18 protein-coding genes and 1 pseudogene are annotated in these 19,873 nt (G+C 38.9%); 7 read left to right on the forward strand and 12 right to left on the reverse strand.

The window, feature by feature from the left end; all coding sequences use genetic code 11:
* The 3 genes and pseudogenes from RMZ42_RS10360 to RMZ42_RS10370 form a co-directional block, all read left to right on the forward strand.
* Nucleotides 1-323, forward strand: a pseudogene (locus tag RMZ42_RS10360) (calcium-binding protein); the annotation flags it as partial.
* A gap of 231 nt (nucleotides 324-554) precedes the next feature.
* Nucleotides 555-1,448, forward strand: a complete 894-nt coding sequence (locus RMZ42_RS10365) for an RnfABCDGE type electron transport complex subunit D (RefSeq protein ID WP_322671344.1) — start codon at nucleotides 555-557, stop codon at nucleotides 1,446-1,448.
* Between the two features lie 26 nt (nucleotides 1,449-1,474).
* Complete coding sequence (locus tag RMZ42_RS10370; RefSeq protein ID WP_322671345.1) at nucleotides 1,475-2,848, forward strand: DUF2330 domain-containing protein; 1,374 nt, start codon at nucleotides 1,475-1,477, stop codon at nucleotides 2,846-2,848.
* 206 nt (nucleotides 2,849-3,054) lie between these two features.
* On the opposite strand, the gene RMZ42_RS10375 is transcribed toward RMZ42_RS10370, so the two are convergent.
* The 11 genes from RMZ42_RS10375 to RMZ42_RS10425 all read right to left on the reverse strand — a co-directional run bounded on the left by RMZ42_RS10375 (nucleotide 3,055) and on the right by RMZ42_RS10425 (nucleotide 15,030).
* Nucleotides 3,055-4,344, reverse strand: coding sequence for an MFS transporter (locus RMZ42_RS10375; RefSeq protein WP_322671346.1), 1,290 nt, complete (start codon nucleotides 4,342-4,344; stop codon nucleotides 3,055-3,057).
* Between the two features lie 11 nt (nucleotides 4,345-4,355).
* On the reverse strand, nucleotides 4,356-5,276 hold the full coding sequence (locus tag RMZ42_RS10380; RefSeq protein WP_322671347.1) for a phosphatidylserine decarboxylase: 921 nt from the start codon (nucleotides 5,274-5,276) through the stop codon (nucleotides 4,356-4,358).
* 6 nt (nucleotides 5,277-5,282) lie between these two features.
* Nucleotides 5,283-5,918 carry a CDP-alcohol phosphatidyltransferase family protein gene (locus RMZ42_RS10385; RefSeq protein ID WP_322671348.1) on the reverse strand — a complete coding sequence of 212 codons (636 nt, stop codon included), beginning with the start codon at nucleotides 5,916-5,918 and terminating at the stop codon, nucleotides 5,283-5,285.
* Nucleotides 5,919-6,079: 161 nt separating this feature from the next.
* Complete coding sequence (locus RMZ42_RS10390) at nucleotides 6,080-6,997, reverse strand: phosphatidate cytidylyltransferase (protein WP_322671349.1); 918 nt, start codon at nucleotides 6,995-6,997, stop codon at nucleotides 6,080-6,082.
* 8 nt (nucleotides 6,998-7,005) lie between these two features.
* Nucleotides 7,006-7,815 carry an SDR family oxidoreductase gene (locus tag RMZ42_RS10395; protein WP_322671350.1) on the reverse strand — a complete coding sequence of 270 codons (810 nt, stop codon included), beginning with the start codon at nucleotides 7,813-7,815 and terminating at the stop codon, nucleotides 7,006-7,008.
* Nucleotides 7,812-9,545, reverse strand: a complete 1,734-nt coding sequence (locus tag RMZ42_RS10400) for an FAD-binding oxidoreductase (protein ID WP_322671351.1) — start codon at nucleotides 9,543-9,545, stop codon at nucleotides 7,812-7,814. Before RMZ42_RS10400 ends, RMZ42_RS10395 begins: the two co-directional genes overlap by 4 nt.
* Nucleotides 9,526-10,230 (reverse strand): lysophospholipid acyltransferase family protein, encoded by a 705-nt coding sequence (locus tag RMZ42_RS10405; RefSeq protein WP_322671352.1) that lies wholly within the window; start codon nucleotides 10,228-10,230, stop codon nucleotides 9,526-9,528. The genes RMZ42_RS10400 and RMZ42_RS10405 overlap by 20 nt, the downstream gene beginning before the upstream one ends.
* 140 nt (nucleotides 10,231-10,370) lie before the next feature.
* Nucleotides 10,371-11,756 (reverse strand): thioester reductase domain-containing protein, encoded by a 1,386-nt coding sequence (locus RMZ42_RS10410; protein ID WP_322671353.1) that lies wholly within the window; start codon nucleotides 11,754-11,756, stop codon nucleotides 10,371-10,373.
* Nucleotides 11,753-12,064 (reverse strand): acyl carrier protein, encoded by a 312-nt coding sequence (locus RMZ42_RS10415; protein ID WP_322671354.1) that lies wholly within the window; start codon nucleotides 12,062-12,064, stop codon nucleotides 11,753-11,755. The genes RMZ42_RS10410 and RMZ42_RS10415 overlap by 4 nt, the downstream gene beginning before the upstream one ends.
* Before the next feature lie 49 nt (nucleotides 12,065-12,113).
* On the reverse strand, nucleotides 12,114-13,043 hold the full coding sequence (locus RMZ42_RS10420; RefSeq protein WP_322671355.1) for an acyl-CoA desaturase: 930 nt from the start codon (nucleotides 13,041-13,043) through the stop codon (nucleotides 12,114-12,116).
* A gap of 283 nt (nucleotides 13,044-13,326) precedes the next feature.
* Nucleotides 13,327-15,030: a fatty acyl-AMP ligase gene (locus RMZ42_RS10425; RefSeq protein ID WP_322671356.1), complete on the reverse strand. Its 1,704-nt coding sequence runs from the start codon at nucleotides 15,028-15,030 to the stop codon at nucleotides 13,327-13,329.
* 411 nt (nucleotides 15,031-15,441) lie between these two features.
* Here RMZ42_RS10425 and RMZ42_RS10430 point away from each other — a divergent pair, with 411 nt between their 5' ends.
* Complete coding sequence (locus RMZ42_RS10430) at nucleotides 15,442-16,092, forward strand: sigma-70 family RNA polymerase sigma factor (protein WP_322671357.1); 651 nt, start codon at nucleotides 15,442-15,444, stop codon at nucleotides 16,090-16,092.
* Nucleotides 16,093-16,319: 227 nt separating this feature from the next.
* Here RMZ42_RS10430 and RMZ42_RS10435 read toward each other — a convergent pair whose 3' ends face one another.
* Nucleotides 16,320-16,991 (reverse strand): LuxR C-terminal-related transcriptional regulator, encoded by a 672-nt coding sequence (locus RMZ42_RS10435; protein ID WP_322671358.1) that lies wholly within the window; start codon nucleotides 16,989-16,991, stop codon nucleotides 16,320-16,322.
* A gap of 100 nt (nucleotides 16,992-17,091) precedes the next feature.
* Here RMZ42_RS10435 and RMZ42_RS10440 point away from each other — a divergent pair, with 100 nt between their 5' ends.
* The 3 genes from RMZ42_RS10440 to RMZ42_RS10450 all read left to right on the forward strand — a co-directional run bounded on the left by RMZ42_RS10440 (nucleotide 17,092) and on the right by RMZ42_RS10450 (nucleotide 19,564).
* Complete coding sequence (locus tag RMZ42_RS10440; RefSeq protein ID WP_322671359.1) at nucleotides 17,092-17,748, forward strand: DUF3386 domain-containing protein; 657 nt, start codon at nucleotides 17,092-17,094, stop codon at nucleotides 17,746-17,748.
* A gap of 163 nt (nucleotides 17,749-17,911) precedes the next feature.
* Nucleotides 17,912-18,421: a HugZ family protein gene (locus tag RMZ42_RS10445; protein ID WP_322671360.1), complete on the forward strand. Its 510-nt coding sequence runs from the start codon at nucleotides 17,912-17,914 to the stop codon at nucleotides 18,419-18,421.
* A 258-nt stretch (nucleotides 18,422-18,679) separates the two neighbouring features.
* On the forward strand, nucleotides 18,680-19,564 hold the full coding sequence (locus tag RMZ42_RS10450; RefSeq protein ID WP_322671361.1) for an alpha/beta hydrolase: 885 nt from the start codon (nucleotides 18,680-18,682) through the stop codon (nucleotides 19,562-19,564).
* Nucleotides 19,565-19,873 lie beyond the last annotated feature (309 nt).

Genomic DNA, 19,873 nt, shown 5'->3' on the forward strand with positions numbered 1-19,873 from the left:
ATGATGCCAATAATCTTCTCAGCGGTGGAGCGGGTAATGACTTCATCGATGGTGGTTATGGCACTGACGTACTCACAGGTGGTGCTGGCGCAGATAAGTTTGTCTTCAATAGCAAATTTGAAGGTATCGATATCATCAAAGACTTCGAGTGGAAAGAGGGTGACAAAATCCAGATTTCCAAGTCTGCATTTGGTGCTAGCTCTAACAACCAGTTCAGCTACAACAGCACTAATGGTGACTTATTCTTCGCAGGGTATCAATTCGCCACCATTGAGAACAAGCCTTCTTTATTCTCAGTTAATCTGGATGTTGTGCTGGTATAAATCTTTTCCTTTTATTCCATATCTTCATACTTCGGTGAATTAACTTGAAGAAGGTAGAGATGCGATCGCATCCCTACCTTTTTTGGCGATCTTTAAGTTCAAACAGCAGAGCGATCGCTTTGGTCTGTCAATGCTTTATTTTGTAACAAAATCTGTAACAGCAATGCCATTTTACTTAGTACTCGTCTAAATTGATGAGAAATCTACGGGATATCCCTGAATAAAAGGGTAATGTTGCTCAAAGATATACGAGATTATCAAATTCTATTTCTCGGCTTATTTCTAGTCTTGGGAATCGGTACACGAGATTGGACGTTGCGACCAGAGTTGATTGGGGTAGCGATCGCCACAAGTCTAGCAACTCAATGGATATTGTCATTAGTCATTAGTCATTGGTCATTAGCAAACAACAAAGGACAAATGACAAATGACAAAAAACAAATGCCGAATCTTCGCAGTGCTTTAATTACCTCACTGGGACTGAGTTTACTGTTGCGGGCTGACCACTGGACGACAATGGCAATAGCCGCAGCAATTGCGATCGCTAGCAAATTTATCTTTCGAGTCGGCGATAAGCATTTCTTCAATCCCGCCAATTTTGGCATCATATCTGCCTTGATTCTCACCCCCGATGCTTGGGTTTCGCCGGGACAATGGGGTGAAGAGTGGTGGTATGGGCTATTATTTCTCGGTACTGGCGGCATGATTTTGCAGCGCATCGGTCGCTGGGACACCACAGCAGCTTTTTTGGGTTCTTACTCTTTGCTAGAGGCGATTCGCAATTTCTGGCTGGGTTGGACTTGGGATGTTTACTGGCATCGATTGATGAGTGGATCTTTGCTGCTGTTCGCCCTATTTATGATTACCGATCCGCGATCGATTCCCAATTCCCGAATTGGGCGTGTAGTTTGGGCAATCTGCATCGCCGGATTGACTTTTATCCTGCGAAATTATTTCTTTGTTTCCACAGCAGTTTTCTGGGCGCTATTTGCCCTTGCACCCTTGAGCATCCTCCTAGATGTTTTCTGGTTAGCCCCAAGATTTACTTGGCAAGAAAAAGATGAGGAAGCAGGGGAAGAACTTCACTCTTGTACAGACGCGATTCATCGCGTCTCTAGTCTCTAGCACTAAAAAAATAGAGGTATAAAATAATGAAATTTTTTCGACTTTTAACACCATTATTGTTAGCAATTGTAGCTGTTTTGTGCTTTGCACCAGCAGCTTGGGCATTTTGTGGATTTTATGTAGCCAAAGCTGATACAAAACTGTATAACAAAGCTTCTCAAGTGGTTATAGCGCGGGATGGCGATCGCACTATCCTAACAATGGCAAACGATTTTCAAGGCGAAGTCAAAGATTTTGCAATGGTAGTACCAGTGCCAACGGTGCTGCAAAAAGAACAAGTTCGCGTCACTGAACCCAAGATTATCGAACGCCTAGATGCTTTTAGTGCGCCGCGATTGGTAGAATATTTCGACCCAGATCCTTGTGCCCCAGTTTACGATAGAGAATTATCAGCACCAGCGCCAGCAGCACCGAGAAGTGAGGCGGGGAATGCAAGGGGCGATGCTAGTTTGGGTGTGACGGTTGAAGCACGTTTTAACGTTGGCGAATACGACATCCTGATCCTCAGTGCGAAAGAATCTGGTGGATTGGAAACTTGGCTTAAACGCAATGGCTACAAAATCCCCAGAGGTGCGAAACAGTTACTTCAGCCTTATATTCGCTCCTCAATGAAATTCTTTGTTGCTAAAGTCAACTTAGATAAATTCGAGCAATCTGGCTACCAGTTTCTCCGTCCGCTACAAATTTCCTACCAATCACCTAAATTCATGCTGCCAATTCGTTTAGGCATGATCAATGCTACGACAGAGCAGGATTTAATTGTCTACATTCTCTCGCCCCAAGGACAGGCAGAAATCACTAACTACCGAACGGTGAAAATCCCATCCGATGCAAATATTCCCTTGTTTGTCAAAGATGAATTTGGTGAATTCTACAAATCCATGTTTCAAACTGTCTACACCAAAGAAGACAGGAAAGTTGGTTTTTTAGAATACGCTTGGGATATGGGTAGTTGCGATCCTTGTTCCGCCGAACCCCTGACTCCAGAAGAACTCAAGCAAGCAGGTGTATTTTGGCTAGATGACAATTCTACAAGTAATGTGCCAGTACCCCCTAGTTTTCGTCGTCCCTCTCCTAGTAGTAACGTCTTCATCTCTCGATTGCATGTTCGCTATACCCGCGACAAATTCCCTGAAGACTTGATATTTCAACAAACTGCCAACAGTGAATCTTTTCAAGGACGTTATGTTTTACAACATCCGTTCCAAGGGGAACTCAAATGTCAGGCTGGCAGACAATATAAGCAGTCTTTACCCAAACGTTTTGAACAAGAGGCGCAAACTCTAGCTAAACTAACCAACTGGAAAATCCAAGATATTCGCAACAAAATGAAGTTGAGTGTAGGTAATCTGCAATATTCTTGGTGGGAAAATGTCCTATCCTGGCTGGGATTATATTAAGGAGAGTGGGGAGTGGGGAGTAAGATTAATTCAAAAAATACTCCTCACATAACCTCTTAGGGCGATGGAACTTATTCTAGCTGCATCCTAGCTCTTTTGTCGCTCCATCAGATACCGCTTACGTCCCTTAATTTTTTTGTCAGGATCGAAACCACTTGTTTTGATACCATCGTTGCAGTTTCAACGCTTTGGCTATCCATGATTACCTAGACAGGTTTTACAAAATCAGGTAAGTCGTCTTCTACTCTGCGAATATAGGGATAGTTATAAGCGACAATTGTTGCCAGCATGACAAAAATTCCAACTAAATTAAATAACAAACCAATACCCCGTCCTGGGCCAACACCAATGAGTAGTCCAATACTGTTTGCTAGCAATCCATCTGGAAGTAGTAAAGGCTGAAATACATAGTCTGCTAAAGGGCCAGCCAAGAGATAAGCAAGGGGAAAAGCGGCCCAGGCGATCGCACCCCGCAAGGCAAAAACCCGACCTTGAACTTTCGGGTCAACCTTAACCTGCCAAATCGAATTATGAGAACTAATAATAATCGGAACGCTGAAAAAAGCAAAAAAAGCCGCAATAGTAATTAAGATTGCTGAAGGTTGCATACCAGCAACTAAAATCGATAAACCTAATATAAACTCAAAACATAAAACTGCATTAACTTTACGTTTAAAACCGCTCCATGTACTCATTAAAATTGCCCCAAATAACCAACCACTTCCACCGATGGAAAAAATTTGACCGAGGATTTTAGCATTAGCAAAGCTTAAAACCATTGGAGTTATCAAAACTTGTACTAAACCAATAGTGAAGTCAGTAATAAAAAAGAAAACCAGTAGCGTCAATAAACCAGGGCGAGCTTTTATATAATTCCAACCTTCACCGATATTATTTAATAGTGAAGTCTGAGAATGTTGAATATATTGGGAACTGGAAATACTAGGAAAAGGGATTGTCAACAGGATCAATAGAGCAACAATAAAGCTGATAAAATCAATTAAAATAACGCCGTAAATTTTAATTATATCTACCAATATCCCAGCTAAAATAGGAGATAATAATTGTCCCGCTCCTTGAGCAAGCTGAATCATGCCATTAGCACGACCAAAATGTTTTGGAGAAACAAAAAGAGTTGGGGTTGTATAATAGGCGGGTTGTTGAAATCCTTTGCAACCAGAACTGACTGCAACTGCTAAGTAAAGATGCCAGATTTGTAACCAATCTTGCCACATTAATAGAGCAATAGAAAGAGTACAAACAGCAGAAATACTATCACTGAAAATTATTAGCCAGCGTCGATTCCATCGGTCGGCGATCGCACCCCCAAAAGGAGCAAGAATAATATAGGGAAGTTCAGCACATACATACATCAAAGAAAATTGTACTGATGAACCAGTAGTCTGATACAACCACACTCCCAGCGCAAAGCTAGTCAATCCAGAGCCAATTAGAGAAATTAGCTGTCCAAACCAGATGAAAAGGAAAGTCCGCATTTTTCCATTCCTTAACTTTGAATTTGGTTTTTTTTTCCAATTTGATTACCAGCCTGAACGTAAACTTCAAGACCTTCTAGTGAATGTTGAATTAAATCGTCATCAAAACAAATAGTTCCAGGTTGGAACAACAGAACTAAAGTAGAACCTCCATACTGAAAATATCCTTTCTCTTGACCTTTATAAACTATGCCAGGAGTATAAGTTTGAATGATACTGCCAATAGTAAAAGCGCCTATCTCTATATAGGCGATTCTGCCAAAATTATCAGAAATAAATTCTGTTACCATTCTTTTATTGAGAGAAAAAATATTACATACTTTGGCAAGTGCAAGTGGATTAACGGAGTGATATTTTCCTTGAATATATTTTGCTGTTAACGCTTTTCCTGTATCAGAAAAATGGAATCGATGATAATCATAGGGAGCAAGACGCAGACAAAGTGCTGAACCTTGGCAATAGATTTGAGCTAATTTTTCACAGTTTAGTAATTCTGCGATCGTAACAGAAGAACTTTTCACAGGAATCTGAGTTTCTGCTGTCAATTTTGGATAAACTAAAATTCTACTATCTGCTGGAGCGCAAAATATATTTGACTCGGTAGTAAATACGCGAGCATTAGGTTTGAGTCGGCGTGAGAAAAAAGCATTAAAGCTGTGATAATTTTTCAGTGGCAATTCAGTCTCTTTAATATCAATTTGATACCGACAAACAAATTTATTAATTTGGCTTTTAGTCAAAGGTAAATCTTGATATTTGCCATAAAGCCAACAAAATGTTTTGTTATTAAGTAAATAGGTAAAAACTATAAACCCAAAATAATTTTCATATAACAAGCGTAAAGTTTTTTCAGCAAATATCTGCTCATAAATAATTTCTCCTGTCTGACGTTCGAGGTAATAAATTTCAGTTTTCAGCGTTTTACTTGTCATTTATTCCTAGAAGTATATGCCTACAGTACTTGCCCAACCATATACAGCCGTAAGTGCGATCGCGCCAAAAGCAAATATCCCATACCAAACGCCTCGCAGCTTGAGCATTTTAAAATTGCCTATCATTGCTAGAGCTAATAGTAGGTAAACACCATCTAAGATAAACTTCATTGTTTCATCAGGTAAAGCAAATCTAGCTGTAAATGCTAGGGGGATAAACAAAGCCGCGTAAGTTACAGGTAAGCCTGTATAATATTGTTCGCTTCCCTCATTCATTAAACCTGTAGTATTAAAGTATGCTAATCGCAAGGCGTTTGTTGCGAGATAAAATATTAGCACTGCAATAGATAATAAATCCTTCAATCCAAAGCAGTAAGCAAAAATTGCTGGAGCAAAACCAAACGAACAAACATCAACAATACTATCTAATTGCTTGCCAACTTCAGATTGTAATTCTGTGCGGGAAATTTTTTTAGCAACAAGACCATCAAATAAATCAATTATTCCTGCATACATCATGCAGATTACAGCTTCATTATAATGTCCATTCACTGCTAAAAAAACTGAGATTAAACTCAAAACTAGCCCTGTTAAAGTTAAACTGTTAGCTAAATCAATTTGCCGTATAATTGGACTAAACATAGCGTTTTTGCAGATAATATAAAAAACTTATTTGATTACATTTTGTCAGGACGGGTTTAACGAAGATATTGCTAAAATACCCAGATTTCAGCGAAATAAGACCCGACAAGCAAATTTAATTATCTCCAGAAATACGGGAGATTCAGAAAACTATTAAAAGGTTAGTTTAAAGACTGTTTGCAATGCACAATAAAATAAAAAATTGGAATTGTAAACATTACACTATCAAACTTATCTAAAACTCCTCCAGTTACTGCTAAAACTTGACCAAAATCTTTAATTCCTGCTTCTCGCTTTAGCGAAGACGCAATCAAATCACCAGTTAATGCCATCAAAGCAACTCCTCCAGACAATAACAAAACTTGCCAAAGTCGCCATTCTGGTAACATGAAACTAAGACTCCAGCCTAAAACAAGACAAGCTAGGAGTCCTCCAATAGTTCCTTCCCAGGTTTTATTAGGACTAATCCCAGGAATTAGAGGCGTTTTTCCTAATATTTTGCCAATTCCTTGAGAAAAACCATCATTAGTTAATACTAGTAAGATGAGTAGATTAAATTCTTGATAAGCAGAGTCGGCAAGTGTTAATAAGCTGGCTAAGGGGATAGTAATAAAAACTATGCCAAAAGCTGTAGTTAAAATACCGTGCATTGGGGGTGGATGACGCAGGATTAAAATTGGTAAAGCGATCGCCACCCAAGTAGCAACGATCGCACTGCAAAAAATAGCAAAAACATTTCCCCAAACTCCGCCCACAATCCCAATAGTTCCTAATAACTGCAACAGCACAGGTAAAGCGATCGCGCCATATTTAATTTGCACAGTTTCTAGTAATTCCTGCCAGCCAAAATAGGCTAAAAACAAAGCAACAGGTAGTAATCCGTATTTTCCTAGCCCTGCCGCAACAATTAAAATTAATCCAATGCCGATTAATATAGCTAACTTGAGAGCATCATGTTTAACTTTGTCCGGGTCGCGTCGATAAATAATAGCGAAAATCATGAAAACTAGTAAAGCGATCGCTATTTCCCCCCCAGCAATAACAAGCGTCGGCAAAATTAACGGGTTGAAAATTTCCACAACTTCTCTCACTTCTTATAAGAAACTTTAATTTTGAACCTAGATATTATCCATAAAACCAAGCCTGGTAGATGCCGTTTCAGAAAAATAATTACCTTACTGTAATTGGCGATCGCTTTTTCCTTCTTCCGTTGAGAAATCGCTTGCACAATTTCTTTTGCTGCTTGTGACGGCGATATCAGCAACATTGACGGAATAGAATCTTGCCACTCTGGATGCCAAATACCTTGGTTATCTACCTGACGAATTTCAGTAGCAACGTAGCCAGGACAGATATGTATTATCGATACACCATCGGGCGTTAACTCCTGAGATAATGACTCGCATAAAGCCCGCAACGCAAATTTGCTCATGCTATAAGCAGAATCACCACTCAAAGCAATGTAACTTTTGACGCTACTAATAACAACTAATCTTCCCTGCGTTTTTTTCAGGTCATCTAAAGTAGCGTAAATTGTGTTGAGAACTCCAAAAATATTTGTTGCAAACAGCTTGCGGTAATCATCCACATTTAAGTCTGCCAATTTGCCTTTTAAAGACCAGCCTGCATTGGCAACAACGATATCAATCTTACCGAATTGACTTCGAGCAAGACTGACAGCTTTTTCTACTTCGCTATCTAAAGTTACATCGCAGGATATAGCTAGTACCCTCTGATTGCTGGGGTCAATCTCTGCGGCTATAGTTGCTAATCGTTCCGTGCGTCTCGCCAAAAGCACAACCTTTGCACCTTCACGGGCAAGTTCTTTGGCAACTTCTGCCCCAATTCCAGAGGAAGCCCCAGTAATCAACGCCACTAAACCATTAAACTGACTCATATAGTTTTAGCGTCTGCACAAAAATTGCCGATCCCAAAAATGTTTTGTGGATCGTTGGCTTGTTTGATTTCTTTAATCAATTCAATACTGTCAGATGACAAAGTGTTTTTGATAAATTCTTGGCGGCTTTTCCCTACACCATGATGATGAGAAATAGAACCACCATTTTCCATAATTGCTACTCTGATATAATGCTCGATTTGAGGAGAAATTATTTCTGGAGATTCAACTCCTTTACTATAAAAGCCAAACATAAAATATAAACAAACACCTGTATGATAAATTTGACTAATTCGGTAAGATAAATAAGGTTTTCCAGGTAAGTTAAACTTTTCATGCTGCTCTTTTAATGTCTGGTCAACAGCATGACAAACCTGGTGAATTTGACTCCAAGAGACAGATGTTTCAAAACTTTCGCCAAGAATAAAAAAACTAGCTAAAAAATCTCGCATATAGGCAATAGCATAAGTTAGCATATAGCCTCGTTGTCCGTTTTCTGCCCCCGATGCCAAGCCTTGAAATTTTTTAGCTAACGCATATATATTAGTTTGTTGATAAGCGATTTCTTGAGCAGATCCTTCCATAACAATAGTAGCTGCTACCATTTGATAGGGATTAAAGCCACGCATCTTTAATAAATAAAACTTTTTGAGTTTATCAATCCAGCCTTTGATATTAGTTGGCTGTGGTTTCAAGGCTTGACCGAAGCGAAATTGATTATTATCTACCAAACGAATACTAGCTGGAACAAATCCGCTATGAGCTAAACTGTATAAAAATCCTACTCCTAACTCGAAGTTAGGAAAAACGAGAGATCCATATTTTTTTACCTGGGGAATAGGATGAATTTTAATCACAGCTTTGGTAATTAATCCTAAGTTCCCCTCACTACCAAACAAAATATTTTGAATCTGCATTCCCATTGAAGCGCGGGTAATTGGTTGTATTTGCTCAATTGTGCCTTTGGGGGTAATTAGAGTAATGTTTTCTACAATTTGCTCAATATTGCCATAGCGATTTTTTTTCATTCCACTCGCATTTGTAGAAATCCAACCCCCTAAAGTCGAAAACTCTAAACTATCAGGTTCATGACCGCAAATAAATCCATCTTTTCTTAACTGTTCCTCAAGCTGCTGACCTGTAATTCCTGCTTGTACACAAGCGCGGAGATTATCTCTATCTATCCATTCAATTTTATTCATCCGCCGCATATCTACAGAAACTACCATTCTTTTTTCATCTTCTGGTAGCTTCAAGGCGCAGCTAACATTAGTTCCACCACCAAAAGGAACAAGACAGATATTGTGTTCTATGGCAAGATTTATAATTTTTTGGGCATCTAACTCTGATTGGCAATAAAATACCATATCTACAGTTCGATCTAATTTAGAGTAAAGAACTTTGTAAACTTCTTTAAAAGCACTTTGCCCATGACTGTGAAAAAGACGTTCTTGCTCGTCAAATGTGTATTGATTACTAGGAAATATATTTTCTAATTGTTGACAAAAGCTTTTATTGATATTTAAAGGGTAAATAAATTTTTTTGTTATTTCTGGTTGCTGTTCATGTGGATTAATTTCAATACCTAATTGTTCTTCTATATGGGAAATAAAATAAGGCATTTTGTAGCCTGATAAATTATAGCGATCGCCTGTCAAAGTTACCGAGCGATCGTCATTGATGATAAACTGGGTATCGGCAAACCCCCATTTATGTCCCCAAGTTTCCATAATTCACTCCTCCTCTTAAATTGTCGTGCAGTTGGGCGATCGCTACATACACATCATTAATAATTTGTTGTTGAATTTGACGGGTGTCAAGCATATTCTGTTTAGTTTGATAATCCCTAAAGTCTAAAGGTAAGCCAAAACTCACATAAATTGGATGTCGTTTGGGAAAATGTTTACCTTTAGGCAATGCTTGATAAGTTCCATGAATATAAACAGGAATTACAGGAACGTTTAAATGCAGCACTAACAATCCTAATCCCAGTTTTAGGTGTTGAAGTTCACCCGTTATCGAGCGAGTTCCTTCTGGGAAAAACAGAATTACTTTGTGTTGTTCGACAATTTTTTGACAGGAACGCAGAGAATTTAAAAAATTACCTTTGCGTTCAAAGCAAATCATGTTGAAAAAATTCTGGCACATCCATGCTTTGAATGGTTGATTGAAAAAGTAGTCTTTTGCTGCCAAGCTGTAAACATTTTTAAAATGTTTGCCTTGGGCCGCTATCACTGCTGGGCCGTCAAGATGACTAACATGGTTAGCTGCAATTATATAAGCTCTATCCTGGGGAATATTTTCTAGTCCTTGACATTTAAGCTGAAACCAATGTTGGTAAAGCAATTTACCACTTATCCAAATGATATTTTGACCTATATTAACTAGCCAATTTAAAAGTTGATTTTCTGTCATTATTTTATCTTAGTCATTGGTCAGTAAATATTTATCAGCTATGAGTCATTAGGAAAATTTTTTCTTTGAATTTACTTATATCTTCACAAATTTTTAGAATTAGCTATGTTTGGTAATCTGATATTTACCTAGTTTTAACTTTATGAAGCTGGTTCTAAATAACCACTACTAAGGAAATACGAAAAATATATTTTAAGTAAAGCAGTATCTACAGGAGGGCAAATAATCGCAGTTTCTCTCAGCGTATTAAGAGTTTCTTGACAACTAATTTTTGGTCTTATATTTTGCTGGTATAACTCAGGAATTGTGATTTGTTCTTGTCCCCATTGTTTACAAAAGAAAGGTATTAGAGATGTTAAAACGTTTTGGTTTGTTCGCATAGTGGCAGACAACTGTTTTTGCCACTGTTGATAAGGAATGAGTTGGATAGAATAACCTAAAGAACAAAGCCAAGCAAACAAATCTTGCCAATGGTAAGGATGAGGATTATTCAGATGATAGCACTTGCCGATCGCTTGCTTTTGTCTGGATAAATAAACAATTCCTTGGGCTACATAGTCAACTGGAGATAAATCTAAAAAATAGTCGAGTTGAGGCATACTACCCATCTGGATATAACCCTTAATCATCCGGCAAATAATATCATTGTTTTTCCAAATTCCGCTTTGACTATCCCCAGAGATAAAAGCTGATCGATAAATATTTATTGGCAATCCGCGATCGCGGGCTTCCATAACCAACTTCTCTGCTACCCATTTACTTTGAGAATATCCCAAATAAATATCTTCCCAATCAGATAGTGATTCGTTTTCATCAACTATTTTTTGGCAATACGTTGATGATTCAAATACAGCAAAACTTGAAATGTAATGCAGAGATTTGGTTTTACTTTGGCAGGCTAATCGTAAAATTTCTTGTGTTCCCAAAACATTGCAAGGTTTCAATCGAGCATAAGAGTACACATAACTTAGTAATGCTCCACTATGATAAATACTGTCAATCTCATTTGCTAGTTTGCTAAATGTTGCTGTTGTCAAACCCAGTTGTGGCAGAGAAATATCACCTAAAACTGGTATAATTCTTGACTGGAAAGAACTATTCCACAAGTTGTAAAACTTTAAATTATTTTGCAATCTCCCTTGGGCAGTTTCAAGTTCGGATGCGCGCACAAGACAATAAATTTTTGCTTGAGTTTGTTGTAACAGTTCGGATAGTAAAAAAGCCCCTAAAAAACCTGTTGCTCCGGTTAAAAAAATAGAAGTGGGTTCAGTTACCCATGAGGTAGCGGTATTTTCTGGATAAATAGTTGATTCTAAAACTGCTTCTGCGGATAAATCTATAAATTTTTCAATTTTTTGATGATTTTGAGTCATAAATTCCAGAATTTCAGCTTTCCGTTCGCTGAGAATCGTCTGAATTTCTGGAGATAATACTCCTTTCGGCGCACGCAGATGTAGTTTCCCATCCTGAGCCGATAACTTAATTCCTTGTTTATTAAGCCAATCAAAAAGTTGATAGAGATTCATAAGGTTATTTCCTCTATATCACCCAAATGTTGAGCTAAAGCTTCAATAGTTGGGTAATCAATTAGTAAATCCGGTTCTAACTGACATTCCAGAAAATCACCCAGATCGCCAGTCAAACTGACTGCGGCACTAGAATCTAATCCGTAACTATGTAAAGGCAAAGTGACATCTATTTCATCTGAAGCTATTTCTAAAGCGCTAGCTAGATATGAAATTAACCAGGCTTGAATTTCTGCTACAGTAACCTTTGTTTTCAATACTTCTGAGATTTTTAATGTTGAGTCAATTTGTAAATTTTCAAGTTCCATTTTTTAATCTTTGAAAGTTTTCTTAATTATTTTTAGCTGATTGAGAGTATTATTGTGAAATTTCATTCAGTTTTTTGAATTCAATTGCATCTAAACTAGGATGCTTTACATCCCAAACTAAACCTATAGCTTGTAAAGTAAAAATCACCCAGTATCCTGGATCTATTTGCCACCACTTTAAACCAAATTTTGCTGAATTAGGAAAAGCATGATGATTGTTGTGCCAACCTTCACCAAGGGTAAGAATCGCCAACCAAATGTTATTTTTACTTTGGTCTATGTTTTTAAACAAGCTTTTTCCATAAACATGACCTATAGAGTTAATAATGTAACCACTATTAAAGCTGAAAAAAAGTCTGAGCATTCCTCCCCAGATAAATCCTTGTAAGAAACCCAGCCAACTCCAAGTAATAATTCCCCCTAAAATAGCTGGAAGAATTAAACCTAAAATAATCCATATCCCATATAGTCGGTTGATTTTTTGATAAATAGGGTCTTGGAGTAAATCTTTAGCAAAAACAAGAGAATTGGGGAGTTCTCCATCTAATAACCAACCAAGATGGGCATACCACAAACCTTTGAGCCTCCCGCCAATTCCTTCACCGTGAAGATGAGGAGAATGGGGATCTCCAGGGCGATCGCTATATTGATGATGACATCGATGAACAGACACCCAAGAAATCACCGAACCTTGACCTGCCATAGAACCAAGAATAGCTAGAATAATGCCGATTACTGGTATACTTTTGAAAGTTTTGTGAGCAAAATATCGATGAAAGCCAACAGTAATTCCTATACCAGTCAGGATTAACATGAACAACAATAGACCTATTTTCCAAGCCGTAATACCTAATAGAAAAAAATCAGCTAAAGCCGCTAGACATCCAAATAAAGATATAAAAAAAATTCCTAAAATAAAACGTCGCTTAATGTTTTCTAAATAACTACTTGATACTGAAACTTTAAGTTGAGCGGACATTTTTTACCCCTAGCAATAAGTTTAAATATAAAGTTATAATCAATAAATGAGTGGATTTAAACCCACCAAAACAAGACCACAAAATTGTTAATTTTATGGTGAATTTAAACCCATTTATACTCTTACTAAAAAGCAAGATACATCCGTAGATCGCGCAGAATTTAATTAGATAATTCTGGTGACTAACGTCCTTATTCTTTATTTCTGACTTATAGATTTCTCTTTCAGAGTAAAATTGATATTACTATAAAAGCTGCGGACTGCAATGCATTTTTATAGTTATTTACATATCTATCATTTGTAAATTTCCAGATAAAAATGCCTCTCGGCAAGCAAAGCGCTGAATTTTACCACTAGAAGTTTTAAGAAGACTGCCCGTTTTAACCAATACTATAGTATTAATCTGTATCCCATCTTCGGTTGCAACTGCTTGGCGAACATTTCTAACTACCTCTTGAACATTTAGCTTATGCAAGTAAGTACGCTCGACTTCCTGAACTACTACTAATTTCTGTTCGCCGTTTAAATCTACTACAAATGCCGCACCAGAACCGACAACTAGAGCAGGATGGCTTTGTTGCACTGTCTGTTCAATATCTTGAGGATAATGGTTGCAACCTCTAATGATAATTAAATCTTTAATTCGGCCAGTTACGAACAACTCACCATGCTGTAAAAATCCTAAATCCCCAGTTCTGAGAAAGGGGCCTTCATCTGCTAGATAAGCATTAAAAGTTTGTTCTGTTAGGTCTAGTTGCTGCCAATATCCCATAGCTACGCTTGCACCCGATACCCAAATTTCTCCTACTTTACCCTCTGGACATGGGATTTGTAACTCAGGATCGACTATCGCTATTTTCTGGTCTAATCTTGCGTAACCACAACCAACCATTTTCTGAAGATTTTCTGAAGTATTGACATCTGCAACTATCTGGTGTTTCTCTAATGCTGCTTTGTCAACTTGGCAAACACTAGGTAGAGATGTTTTCAAACCGCCAGAAACCAATAAAGTTGCTTCTGCCATACCATAACAGGGATAAAATGCTTCCTGCCGAAAACCACAAGACTTAAAAGCTGTTGCAAATCGTTCTAAAGTTTCTATACGAATAGGTTCTGCTCCATTAAAAGCTAATATCCAGTTACTCAAGTCAAGTTCTGCTTTTTGTTCTAAAGTAATTTTTTTTACACATAATTCGTAAGCAAAATTTGGCCCGCCACTGGTAGTTGCTTTGTAGCGAGAAATAGCTTGTAGCCAGCGCCAAGGTTTTTGGATAAATGCCACAGGTGACATTAAGATCGTAGGCGCACCAACATATAACGGTTGTAGCACTCCACCAATCAATCCCATGTCATGATAAGGTGGCAACCAAGACACTCCCAAACTATCTGGTGTGTCTTGAAAACAACTCTGGATTAGCTGACTGTTATGTAGCAAATTGCTATGCGTAATCATTACACCCTTTGGTATCCCTGTAGATCCGGAAGTGTATTGCAGAAAAGCCAGGGTGTCTGGTGAGGCTTGATAGGGGGTAAAATTTTCACTACTAAGGATATTGTTAGTAGCTATATAGTGCAAGTTGGGGAATTGTTGATTTTGACTTAGTTGATTGCTGATATTTGCAAATAAATCAGATGTGGTGAGAACAACTAGCGGTTGAGCATCTGCAATAATTGCCTCTAACCTAGACTGATGTTGATTTCGTCGAGGTGGGTAAGCGGGAACTGCAATTACCCCAGCATATAAACAACCAAAGAAGGCAGCAATAAAATCAAGTCCAGGTGGGTAGAGAAGTAGAGCGCGAGCGCCAGGATTTATGATACTTTGTAGTTGAGATGCGATCGCCTTTGCTTGTTGGTCTAACTCTTTATAGGTAAGCTTGGCAACTTCTGTTTCTCCGTCTTGCAGAAAAATAAAAGATGTTTTATCTGGCTCAATCAAGGCTCTCGCTTTAACAATATCAATAAAATTGGCAATCTCCAGGTTCATCCCACGTAATTTTCTCAAGTATAAATATTAAAGAATTTACCAAATTATATTAAGAAAAAATACCAGCAATTCTAAATTTAAGGATTGATAAGGAATTCAGCTGACTTTTCACGGGATGTGGAACCCGGATTTGTCAGCGAACGCGAACGCCAACGGCATGGCAAAGCTTAGAGCGAGTCCGCGTACTCTGTAAGAGTTGCAAGTTAGCAAGAGCGTCTGTCTGCGACACGCTGTTCGCGAACGTAGAGAGCGTCCGCAGGAGACAGGAAGAAAGAGGATTTTAGCCTACTTTACTTTTATTAAAATAGTATGATTTTTTCCACTCCTTCTACTTATCTTGAGGAAAGGTAATTCTTCGGGTGTTGTTATACGCAATACTAAGATATTCTTGCTTTCTTCGCCAAGATTGTCATGGTTCAATTCGATGAACAGCTACGCCGCTTAGTTACAGAAGCCTGTGGACACCAACCTGGAAGCCCTCAGCGTCAGAAGCTGCTCACGCAAATTATTCGCTTGACAGCAAATAGACTCTGGAGGGAAACTACTCCCTACTATCAAGACGCACTACAACAAACTTGGTTGTATTTCTGTCGCAATGTTTGTGAAGGTTTGACAGGTCAAATCTACGATCCAAATTATGGCAGTGTGATCACCTGGCTGAATGCTTACCTAAAACGGAGACTACAAGACTTTTACCTTAAGCAGAACCGAGAACAAGCCACAACAGTCCCTCTGAGAATTCGTCAGTCTACATCCGGTGGAACAAGTGAAACTATCGATCCTGTAGATAACCTACAGGCTACCCCCCAAGCACCTCCGATTTTGGAAGAGTTGGAGATATGGGCGAAGACAGATTCGGATGGAGAACTGCGCGGTACTTACATTAAAGGGCGTCCAGATGTGAATTGTCAGGTATTAATTCTCAAACGCTTACCCCCAGAAGTTAGCTGGAAAGATTTATCTGAGGAATTTGGGTTGTCAATTCCGACATTAAGCAGTTTTTATCAACGCCAATGTTTACCGCGTTTGCGTAAGTTTGCAGAATTGGAGGGATTATTATGATCGGTGCTGTTAGCGATGCTGAGATAACAGTTATCAGTTATCAGCAAGAATCGGTTGGTAACTGGTCACTGGTCACTAGTCACTGTTCACGAGGACACGTAGTGCAAGAAAAAATACCTTCTTATTTCAACTATGGGGTTATACTCAGCACGGGCTAAACCCCCGCTATCCATGTACAGCACTCAGCACTACTGAAACCAATGAACTGCCTCCTGCTTTTACCTCCTTCAAGAAACTTGTATATCTTGTAGCTTTGCTACCATTTCTGCACGCGCCGAAACCTTCAACTTCCGAAACATTCTCTTCAAAGCTTGTTTGACGGAATTTTGCGTAATCCAAAGTTTTTCTCCGATTTCTGCATTCGTTAACCCCTGTGCCACTAACTCGGCAATTTCTAACTCACGCGCTGTCAAAGGACTAACTAAAAGGGAATTGGATATTTTGGGTTTTGTTCGTAGGGTTGCCATTTTTGCTGACAAATGAATGCATAAAGCGCTCAAGTCAGCTAAATCGTTACCATTAAAAGCAGGATTTCCCTTGTCACGAGCCAAGTTAAGGGTTCCGACAAGACGACCGTCGCAAACAATTGGCCCGGTCATCACGTGTTCGTGATCGGAACGCGAACAAAAATGCTTCCAGTCTCCTGGCGATAATAATAACTGTTCGTGGGCGGGAGCATGACGCTCAACTACATAGCGTCCCACTGGATTGCTCTCTAAGCATACTGCTGGAATGCCTGGAACATTAATCTCAGTGGTTGGTTGCTCATCTAGGAGATAAATACCCCAATTTTGCACGCCAAAATGCTCGCTAATTTTATCCGTGAGAGCGAGTCTTAACTCTTGCTCATTTTGGACATTAGCGATCGCCTGAAATACAGCGTGTAGAGAATTAGCCATAAGTGTACCCAGTTGGGGACTATCCAAGCCTCAACAATTACTTCTATGCTAATACCAAGGAAACTAAAACGCTAATTACAGTAGCGACTAGGAGAAGCACATGACAGTTACACAACTCTCTGCTCAGGAACTTTTCCGGGCTGCTTATGAAAACCGCTATACTTGGGACAAGAATTTCCCTGGTTATACTGCAAATATTACCTATAAGCATGATGATAAAGTGTTTACAGGCAAAGTTATCATCAGTGCCAATCTCAAAGCCGAAGTTTTGGATGTAGATGATGAGTCAGCCCAGAAAGCAATTCATGGTCAAGCCTGGGAGATAGCAATTCACCGCGTCCGCCGCAGCTTTGAAGACACTCACAGCGCCAATACGTTTAGTTATGGTAAAACTGACGAAACAGGTGCGGTTGAGCTTTTAATGGGTGGTAAGGCTGAGGGCGATAAATACAAAGTCCGCAATAATGAAGTCTGCCATGTTCACCGTCTAATCCACGGGACTTACGTTACCATTGACACCTTCAGCAGTCACGATACCGGGGAAGGCTACTTGTCCCATACCTATGACTCTGTGTACCATGACCCCAAAACTGGGGAACAGAAGGGCGGTAGAAGCGAATTTATTGATGAGTATGAAAAAGTTGGTGACTATTTCATCCTAAATCGTCGGGAGATTCGCACCGAGACAGCAGGACAATTTTCTACTCAGGAATTTATTTTCTCTGACATTAAATTGTTGGAACCTGTTGCTGCTTAAGCTGTATTCTGTAAGTTAAAAATTAGCGATCGCTCTTGAGTTAAAGGGAGCGATCGCTTTTATTTTTTGGGCATTCCATGCGTAGCTGTAGCTCCTCATAGACATCGCTCAATCACGTTAAGATACTTAATTAGGTGTTCCTAATCAAGCGGTAATCTACTTTATGAGTCAACTTGAAAACATTCAAGCTGAGTACGAAAAGTTCCCTGAAGCATTTGAGAGTGTAATTATTAGCACTGTGAGCACACAGGCAATACCCAATGCTAGTTATGCTCCCTTCGTAATGGATGATTCTAAAAATATCTACATTTACGTGAGTGGTCTTTCGACTCATACCAAAAATCTCTATGCCAATCCTCATGTTAGTATCTTGTTTATCGAGGATGAAGCTAAAAGTAATCTAATTTTTGCCCGTCGTCGTTTGAGTTTTGATTGTACGGCGACTTTGATAGAGCGTGAAACTGACAATTGGAATCAAATTGTTGAACAATTTCAAGGGCGGTTTGGTGAAATTATCGAGGTGTTGCGCGGCTTATCTGACTTTCGGATTTTCCGATTAACTCCAAGTGAAGGTCGCTTTGTAGTTGGTTTTGGGGGAGCATATCATATTAGTGGCGATAACCTTCATCAACTTGTTCAAATCACAGGAGATGCCGAGAAAAAGCAAGGGTAAATGATGAATTATGAATTGCAATAATTCAGCATCTAGGAGTCATAATTTAGAATTTAGAAAGAATCAAGTCTAATGGATACAGCGAATTTCAAGTTAGAGAGGTACACAATCTAAGTTTAAAAGCCAGGTTGAAAGCCTGTTTTACTTCTGAATTCAGAAGGACTGAATTCTGCTATATAACTATTCAGACAGATGTATTTTGACTCCTGAATTAGTTTGACTGTAGGCAAATTCAAATAAACTAAACTTTTTAATTTTATGCTTCAGTTTCAACCTCCTGGCTTTGGGCATAAAGTCATTCATACATTCTTGGGGGCAATGGTTTACTATACCCAAACGAATGCACCTTGGACGATTGCTGACACTGAAGATTTACCTCCACTACTATTTCTCCATAACTTTGGTGGGGGAGCGTCTGCCTATGAATGGTCTAAAGTTTACCCAGCTTTTGCCTCTAATTACCACATTTTAGCTCCCGATTTAATCGGGTGGGGAGAGTCGGCCCATCCAGTGCGGGATTATAAAATTAGGGATTATCTCAGCACGATCGCAGAGTTTATCATCCAAACTTGTCGCCAGCCGGTGACAGTGGTAGCCTCATCTCTTACAGCTGCTTTTGCTATTCGCCTAGCTATTGTTCAACCCAATTTATTCAAAGCACTGTTTTTGGTTTCCCCTTCTGGATTTGATGATTTTGGACAGGGTGCTGGACGCAGACTTCCGCTTTCGGTAATCAATGCGCCTCTGTTGGACAATTTTATTTACATGATTGGTGCTGAAAATGAAATTGCAGTCCGAAATTTTTTACAAAGTTTTCTCTTTGCTAAGTCACAACGAGTATCTCAAGAGATGGTAGAGGCTTATTTAACCTCAGCACAACAACCTAATGCCAAGTTTGCTGCTTTAGCATTTTTGCGAGGCGATCTTTACTTCGACTTGAGTTTATATATTCAACAACTAACAGTTCCCACCGTCATTTTTTGGGGAGAAAAAGCACAATTTACCAACATCAAATTAGGACAACGCTTGGCAAATTTAAATCCAAGGGCAATTCAAGATTTTTATGCGATCGCAGATACCGGAATATTACCTCATTTGGAAATACCAGAAGTTTTCATTGGTCTGTTGCAGCGGTATCTTTAAGAATTAGGAAAGATTTTCATAGTCAAATCATAGTCAATCTAAATACATGGCTCGATCGAGTGTATCAAAATTTCAAACGCGATTGAAAACACGTACATTTAATGCCTTAAAGATAAAATAAGTATTTATGGCTCGGTCGATTTCTACAGGCTAATAGCGATCGCCATTGTTGTTACGCATTCTGTGCCAGTAGTCTGGCTGGGATTAATCGTGATGAGTATTTGAAATTTCCTTTCGAGATCGAGCCTATACTTTTATCTTCAGTGAATAATCAGCTAGTTATGAAACAAGAAATTGCTCATCAATATT

The organism is Nostoc sp. DedQUE05 (assembly GCF_034530955.1).
In the GTDB taxonomy this organism is placed as follows: domain Bacteria; phylum Cyanobacteriota; class Cyanobacteriia; order Cyanobacteriales; family Nostocaceae; genus Nostoc.